We start from the raw sequence: 526 nt of genomic DNA, 5'->3' as shown, positions 1-526 counted from the left end.
CCGACGCTTACGATTACAGGAAACATTATTTATCCACGAAAAAACATCCATATTATGTTGTTTTCACACTGGGTGTTAGTAATGATATTCCATCATCTGTAACGCACAATGAAGCGTATGAAATGATGATGAAATTGCCATTAAACTGGGTCGCTTCTGAAGAGGAATGGACACTTCCTGAAAAAAACTGGCCTTTACGCATGATGGCGGAATATGGATATTATGTCCATAAAACCTTATTGAAATATGATAGGAATACAACATTTCCTGTAGAAGGGAAAACAAAAGAAATTCTTTTCGAATACACAAAAATGACGCATTTACTAGCAAGAAGACCGAATGAATCGTTCATTTCTACAATTTCAAATGAAGAATTTCTGATTGTACTTTATCAACTTATTCCAATTTATGAATCTGAAATGGATTATGCCGAAGGGATTTATGGTATAGACCTGATTCACTGCTTAGAAAAGCAGCATGCTGAGAATATATTCGTACAAAATCGACCACCATCTGTCTAAAAAAA

Annotated in this window: 1 protein-coding gene; it reads left to right on the top strand. The window is 34.6% G+C overall.

Annotation, left to right across the window (positions count from 1 at the left end):
• Positions 1–521: suppressor of fused domain protein (locus KTHG_RS00180; RefSeq protein WP_255512319.1), on the top strand; the 521-nt coding region annotated here is incomplete at its 5' end.
• Positions 522–526: the final 5 nt, after the last annotated feature.

Origin of the sequence: Kurthia sp. Dielmo (genome assembly GCF_000307285.2) — a bacterium.
GTDB classification, from domain to species: domain Bacteria; phylum Bacillota; class Bacilli; order Bacillales_A; family Planococcaceae; genus Kurthia; species Kurthia populi.
Note: the sequence above shows the minus strand (reverse complement) of the source record. Positions and strands in the feature narration are given on the sequence as shown.